The sequence below is a fragment of the Pseudomonas sp. S1(2024) genome, from assembly GCF_046557535.1.
This window is the reverse complement of the sequence record NZ_JBKGFP010000128.1, coordinates 1-6945: the sequence shown is the minus strand read 5'-3', so window position 1 is coordinate 6945 and position 6945 is coordinate 1. Positions and strand designations below refer to the sequence as shown.

The 6945-nt window shown below is 64.3% G+C and carries 4 protein-coding genes; 3 read left to right on the top strand and 1 reads right to left on the bottom strand.

Translation table 11 applies throughout. The features are described from left to right. Window positions 1-199: 199 nt before the first annotated feature. Window positions 200-1264 (bottom strand): 23S rRNA (cytidine(2498)-2'-O)-methyltransferase RlmM, encoded by a 1065-nt coding sequence (gene rlmM / locus ACLCGK_RS31070; RefSeq protein ID WP_410953569.1) that lies wholly within the window; start codon window positions 1262-1264, stop codon window positions 200-202. 216 nt (window positions 1265-1480) lie between these two features. Between rlmM and acnA the strand changes: the two genes are divergently transcribed. From acnA to ACLCGK_RS31055, 3 genes are all read left to right on the top strand, one after another. After that, a complete protein-coding gene (acnA, locus tag ACLCGK_RS31065) occupies window positions 1481-4222 on the top strand; it encodes an aconitate hydratase AcnA (RefSeq protein ID WP_410953568.1) in 2742 nt (913 codons plus the stop codon). An 80-nt stretch (window positions 4223-4302) separates the two neighbouring features. Next, window positions 4303-5079 carry a type II CAAX prenyl endopeptidase Rce1 family protein gene (locus ACLCGK_RS31060; protein ID WP_410953567.1) on the top strand — a complete coding sequence of 259 codons (777 nt, stop codon included), beginning with the start codon at window positions 4303-4305 and terminating at the stop codon, window positions 5077-5079. Between the two features lie 200 nt (window positions 5080-5279). Next, window positions 5280-6845 (top strand): methyl-accepting chemotaxis protein, encoded by a 1566-nt coding sequence (locus tag ACLCGK_RS31055; protein ID WP_015269510.1) that lies wholly within the window; start codon window positions 5280-5282, stop codon window positions 6843-6845. The last annotated feature ends 100 nt before the right edge of the window (window positions 6846-6945 follow it).

Here is a 6945-nt window from a genome sequence, read left to right as displayed (position 1 = left end):
TCGCTACGGGCCTGCTCCCGGGAGTACGCGCTGCAGGCCCCATCCATGGGGCCTCAGCGCTTGACGGGCATCCATGCCCGTCACCTCCCTCCGCAGTCCCTTCGCTCGGCCTCCTGAAGTCGCAATCGGCGGCGCCTGAACTATCGCGCGCTTAGAAGCAAAAGCCGAAGCAAGAGCAAGAGCAAAGCAGTTCGCTGTGCTAGCGCGGCTTCAAGTCCAACCGGCGCAGATGGCAGGTCACTTCCTCGCGGTCGTGATACAGCTGCTTGCAAGCAATCGACACCTTGATCTTGCGCGCCTTGAAGGTCGCCTCCATGCGGTCGAGCAGCCGGCGTACTTCGGCATAGCGCTGTTTCATCGGCAGCTTCAGGTTGACCACAGCTTCACGGCACAACCCCTCGCCCAGCCAGGTCTCGATCAGCGAGGTGGTACGGGCCGGTTTCTCGACGATGTCGCACACCATCCAGTCCACCGGCTGCTTCGGTTGCCAAGTGAAACCATCGGCCATCAGGTGCTGAACCAACCCGGTGTCCATCAGGCTTTCGGCCATCGGCCCGTTGTCGATGGCGGTCACCAGCATGCCCCGGCGCACCAGCTGGTAGGTCCAGCCACCCGGCGAGGCCCCCAGGTCGACACCGGTCATGTCATCGCCCAGGCGCTGCTCCCACTGCTCGCGCGGGATGAACTGATGCCAGGCCTCTTCCAGCTTGAGGGTCGAGCGGCTGGGCGCCTCGCGGGGGAACTTCAGACGCGGGATGCCCATGGGCCACAGTGCACTGTTGTTGGCCTGGGCAACACCGGCAAATACCCGGCGGCCGCTGATGAAGGTGAGCAGCAGGCGTGGGCGGCTGGCATCGTCGACCAGGCGGCCGGCCTTTTCCAAAGCCTTGCGCAGCGGCACCTCGAACTTGCGGCAGAAGGTGGACAGTTCCTTGCCTTCGTTACTGTCCAGCACCTCCAGCCACAGGCTGCCGAACACCGGGAACCCGGCCAGATGCGCCAGCAGCACACTGATACGGTCGCTTTCCGGCAGTTCGACATAACCGCCACGAGCCCACTGCCGCGGGAAAATCAGCTGGTTGAAGCGCAGCTCCCCCATCAAGCGCTCGGCACCGCCCTCCTCGCTACAGACAAACTCGGCACTGGCACTCTGCGGCTTGCCTTTGGCATAGCCGGCAACGCCCAGGCGGGCGGCATGTTCGCTGATTTCGGCGCACACCTCACCCTCGAAACCGGGCCGGCAATGCATGAACAGGGTATTCATCTCTCACTCCACTACGGCTGGCGCGCCACAGGCGCCGGCAGGGCGGCGATGATAAAGGAAGATCGGAACCTGCGACACGCCCCGCCGGTCCAGAAAAGGGTCAGTTGACGCAAAGCGGTCTAACCTGACCTTTCAGCCAGGTCCGTGCCGTGCGGATCGATACACAGCGGTGCCACAGGCATATCTTGCCAGGCACCTGCGCAGAAGGAGTTGGCAATGCCCTCGCTCGATAGCCTGAATACCCTCAAATCCCTCAAGGTCGGCGACCAGACCTACCACTACTTCAGCCTCACCGAGGCCGCCCGCCTACTGGGCGACCTGCAGCGCCTGCCCATGTCGCTGAAGGTACTGCTGGAAAACCTGCTGCGCTGGGAGGACGGCAAGACCGTCACCGGCGACGACCTGCGCGCCCTCGCCCAATGGCTGGGCGAGCGACGCTCCGACCGCGAGATCCAGTACCGCCCGGCGCGGGTGCTGATGCAGGACTTTACCGGTGTGCCGGCCGTGGTCGACCTGGCCGCCATGCGCGCTGCCATGGCCAAGGCCGGCGGCGACCCGCAGAGGATCAACCCGCTTTCACCCGTGGACCTGGTGATCGACCATTCGGTGATGGTCGACCGCTACGGCACGCCGCAGGCCTTCAGCGAGAACGTCGACATCGAAATGCAGCGCAACGGCGAGCGCTATGCCTTCCTGCGCTGGGGCCAGAGCGCCTTTGACAACTTCCGCGTGGTACCGCCGGGTACTGGTATTTGCCACCAGGTCAACCTCGAATACCTCGGCCGCACCGTCTGGACCCGTGAGGCCGATGGCCGAACCTACGCCTTCCCCGACACCCTGGTCGGTACCGATTCGCATACCACCATGATCAACGGCCTCGGCGTGCTCGGCTGGGGCGTGGGCGGGATCGAAGCGGAGGCGGCCATGCTCGGCCAGCCGGTGTCGATGCTGATCCCTGAAGTGATCGGCTTCAAGCTGACCGGCAAGCTGCGCGAAGGCATCACCGCCACCGACCTGGTGCTGACGGTGACGCAGATGCTGCGCAAGAAGGGCGTGGTGGGCAAGTTCGTCGAGTTCTACGGCGACGGCCTGGCAGAGCTGCCCTTGGCCGACCGGGCAACTATCGCCAACATGGCCCCGGAATACGGTGCCACCTGCGGCTTCTTCCCCGTCGACCAGGTGACCCTGGACTACCTGCGCCTGTCCGGCCGCCCCGAGGCGACGGTGCAACTGGTCGAGCAGTACTGCAAAGCCCAGGGCTTGTGGCGGCAGCCGGGCCAGGAGCCACTGTTCAGCGACAGCCTGGCGCTGGACATGCAAGAGGTCGAGGCCAGCCTGGCCGGGCCCAAGCGGCCGCAGGACCGGGTAGCCCTGGGCCAGGTCAGCCAGGCCTTCGACCACTTCATCGAACTGCAACCCAAACCGCTGGCCAAAGAGGTCAGCCGCCTGGAAAGCGAAGGTGGCGGCGGCGTGGCGGTGGGCAACGCCGACCAGGCTGGGGAGATCGACTACAGCCATCAAGGCCAGACCCACACCCTGCGCGATGGCGCCGTGGTGATTGCCGCGATCACCTCGTGTACCAACACCTCGAACCCCAGTGTGATGATGGCCGCCGGGCTGGTGGCGAAAAAGGCCCTGGAGAAAGGCCTGCAACGCAAACCCTGGGTCAAGAGTTCGCTGGCGCCGGGCTCCAAGGTGGTCACCGACTACTTCAAGGCCGCCGGGCTAACCACCTATCTGGACCAATTGGGGTTCGATCTGGTCGGCTATGGCTGCACAACCTGCATCGGCAACTCCGGCCCGCTGGATGAAGCAATCGAAAAAGCCATCGGCAGCGCCGACCTCACGGTGGCTTCTGTGTTGTCGGGTAACCGCAACTTCGAAGGCCGTGTGCATCCGCTGGTCAAGACCAACTGGCTGGCCTCGCCGCCACTGGTGGTGGCCTATGCCCTGGCCGGCAGCGTACGCCTGGACCTGACCCGCGACCCTCTGGGCACCGGCAAGGATGGCCAACCGGTGTACCTGCGCGACATCTGGCCCAGCCAGCAGGAAATTGCCGCTGCCGTGGCCAAGGTAGACACGGCGATGTTCCACAAGGAATACGCCGAAGTGTTCGCCGGCGATGCACAGTGGCAGGCCATCGAGGTACCGCAGGCGGCCACCTACGTGTGGCAGGCCGATTCTACCTATATCCAGCATCCGCCGTTCTTCGACGACATCGGCGGGCCACCCCCGCAGGTCACCGACATCCAGGGTGCGCGGATCCTGGCGCTGCTGGGTGACTCGGTGACCACCGACCACATTTCCCCGGCCGGCAACATCAAGGCCGACAGCCCGGCCGGGCGCTATCTGCGTGAGCAGGGCGTGGAGCCCCACGACTTCAACTCCTACGGCTCACGGCGTGGCAACCATGAAGTGATGATGCGCGGCACCTTCGCCAACATCCGCATCCGCAACGAAATGCTGGCGGGCGAAGAAGGTGGCAACACCCTGCACGTGCCCAGTGGCGAGAAGCTGTCGATCTACGACGCGGCCATGCGCTACCAGCAGGAAGGCACGCCGCTGGTGGTGATCGCCGGCCAGGAATACGGCACCGGCTCGAGCCGCGACTGGGCCGCCAAAGGCACCAACCTGCTGGGGGTCAAAGCGGTACTGGCGGAAAGCTTCGAGCGCATTCACCGCTCCAACCTGGTAGGCATGGGCGTACTGCCGCTGCAATTCAAGGCCGGGCACAACCGCAAGCAACTGGGACTGACCGGCAAGGAGAAGATCGATGTGCTGGGCTTGAACGGTACACAGATCCGCCCGGGCATGAGCTTGCCCTTGCGCATCACCCGCGAGGATGGGCAGCACGAGCAGATCGAGGTGCTGTGCCGGATCGATACCGTGAATGAAGTGGAGTACTTCAAGGCAGGGGGGATATTGCATTATGTGTTGCGCCAGCTGATTGCTGGTTGAGGCGCGTATGCTTGGGGCTGCCGTGCACGCCGATCGCCTGTAGGAGCGGCCCGTTTCCGTTTACCCGAAAAGGACCACTCGTGCCTCGCTTCAACCTGATCGCACTTTTACTCCTGGCGCTCGGCTACACCCTCGCCCTGAGCTATGGCAACCTCGGCATCACCACCCTGCCCACCTTTCTCGCCCTGCTTGCCAGCGCCCTGCTCGCTCGCCGCCCCCAGCGCTGGCAACAAGCCCTCGGCCACACGTTGTTCATCCTCTCGGCCATCGCCCTGGCATTGCACTGGCTGCCCGGCTTCAACGCTGCCAAGGTCATCGACGGCGTTGTCTTCAGCCCTGGCGCCCTGCCCTTCACGATGTACCTGAACCTGGACAAACCGCTGATCGGCGCCTGGCTGCTGCTGGCCTGCCCTTGGCTGTTCCTGTGGCGCAGCCAAGGCCTGGCGACCAGCCTGCTGTACGCCCTGCCCCTGACCCTGCTCGCCTGCCTGGGCAGCGCCTGGGCAATGGGCATGCTGGCCTGGGCCCCGAAATGGCCCGACCAAGCCTGGCTCTGGCTGCTGAACAACCTGCTGCTGGTAAGCCTGACCGAAGAGCTGTTGTTCCGCGGCTACATCCAGGCCGGCCTGCAACGGCTGCTGCGCCACCAAGGGCTGGCATTGTTCGCCGCCGCCTTGCTGTTCGGCCTGGCCCACCTGGGGGCCGGCTGGCAATGGGTATACCTGGCCACCCTTGCCGGTATCGGCTACGGCCTGGCGTACCGCTGGGGCGGCGTGGCGGCTGCGGTGCTCTGCCATTTTGGCCTGAACCTGGTGCATTTCACCCTGTTCAGCTATCCGATGCTGGCTCTTGGCTAGCCATTCGGTCATCATTCGACTTATCCGTCATTAAACAGCGGTAAAAACGAAATAATGACGCTAAATTACTTGAACGTGCTCGTTGGCTAACCCAGACCTAAAGTGATGGACTGCTGCCACAGGTCAAGCACATTAATTATTCATTCAATAAAACCAGCGGCTTGCCGATACCAGTCGAAAGCCCTGCGGACTATCAACCCATGCGTAACAACCAGCCGATTACCCAGAGAGAACGGACTTTCCCTGCCCAGCAGCGGTTGATCTCCACCACCAATGCCAAAGGTGTGATCACTTACTGCAACGATGCCTTCATCGAGATCAGTGGTTTCACCCGCGAAGAACTGACCGGTGCCCCGCACAACCTGGTGCGCCACCCTGACGTGCCGCCAGCGGTGTTTGCTCACATGTGGCAAACCCTCAAGCAGGGCCAGCCGTGGATGGGCATCGTCAAGAACCGCTGCAAGTCCGGCGATCATTACTGGGTCAACGCCTATGTCACGCCGATCTTCGACAACAACCAGGTGGTCGGCTTCGAATCGGTGCGGGTCAAGCCCACCGCCGAGCAGGTCCGCCGCGCCGAGGCGCTGTACCAGCGCATCAACCAGGGCAAGCCGCCGGTACCGCGCCGGGACAAGTGGCTACCGGTGCTGCAGGACTGGTTGCCGTTCATCCTGATCAGCCAGGTGGGCTTCCTGATCGGCAACTGGCTGGGCCATTCCTGGGGCTTCGCCCTGGCTGCCGGGCTTTCCGTACCGCTGGGCCTGCTGGGCCTGAGCTGGCAGCAGCGCGGCCTCAAGCGCCTGCTGCGCCTGGCCGAGCAAACCACCTCCGACCCGCTGATCGCGCAGATGTACACCGACAGCCGGGGCGTGCAGGCGCGCCTGGAAATGGCCATGCTCAGCCAGGACGCGCGCATGAAAACCTGCCTGACCCGCCTGCAGGACAGCGCCGAACACCTCAGCGAACAGGCGCGCCAGTCTGACGCGCTTGCGCACAAGAGCTCTTCGGGCCTGGAGCGCCAACGGGTGGAGACCGAGCAGGTTGCCGCTGCAGTCAACCAGATGGCCGCCACCACCCAGGAAGTGGCCAACCACGTGCAGCGCACCGCCGATGCCACCCAGGAAGCCAACCGCCTGACCAGCCAGGGCCGTCAGATTGCCGGTGAAACCCGCGAGGCCATCGAGCGCCTGTCGGCGGCGGTGGGCGAAACCGGCCAGACGGTGACGCAACTGGCCAAGGACAGCGACGAGATTGGTGGCGTGGTCGATGTGATCAAGGGCATCGCCGACCAGACCAACCTGCTGGCGCTGAACGCGGCCATCGAAGCGGCACGTGCCGGTGAAATGGGCCGAGGCTTTGCCGTGGTGGCCGACGAAGTGCGCCAGCTGGCCCAGCGCACTGCCGAATCCACCGGGCAGATCCACGGCCTGATCGCCAAGCTGCAACAAACCGCCAGCAATGCCGTACTGACCATGGAAACCGGCCATCGCCAGGCGCAGGAAGGCGTCGACCGTGTGATGCAGGCCGACGAGGCGCTGGTGGGTATCAGTGAAGCGGTGGCCAACATCACCGACATGGCCACCCAGATTGCTGCAGCGACCGAAGAGCAGACTGCAGTGGCTGACGAGATCAGCCGCAACATCAGCACCATCGCCGACCTGGCCGACCAGACTGCCGAACAGGCCCAGCACTCGGCGCTGCTCAGCGAAGAGCTGACCAGTACGGCGGGTACCCAGTACTCGCTGGTGGAGCGGTTCAACCGCTAGGGCCCTGTAGGAGCGGCCTTGTGTCGCGATGGGCCGCGAAGCGGCCCCTGGAGTTCAGCGGTGATGCAAAAAATGCCGGGGCCGCTTCGCGGCCCATCGC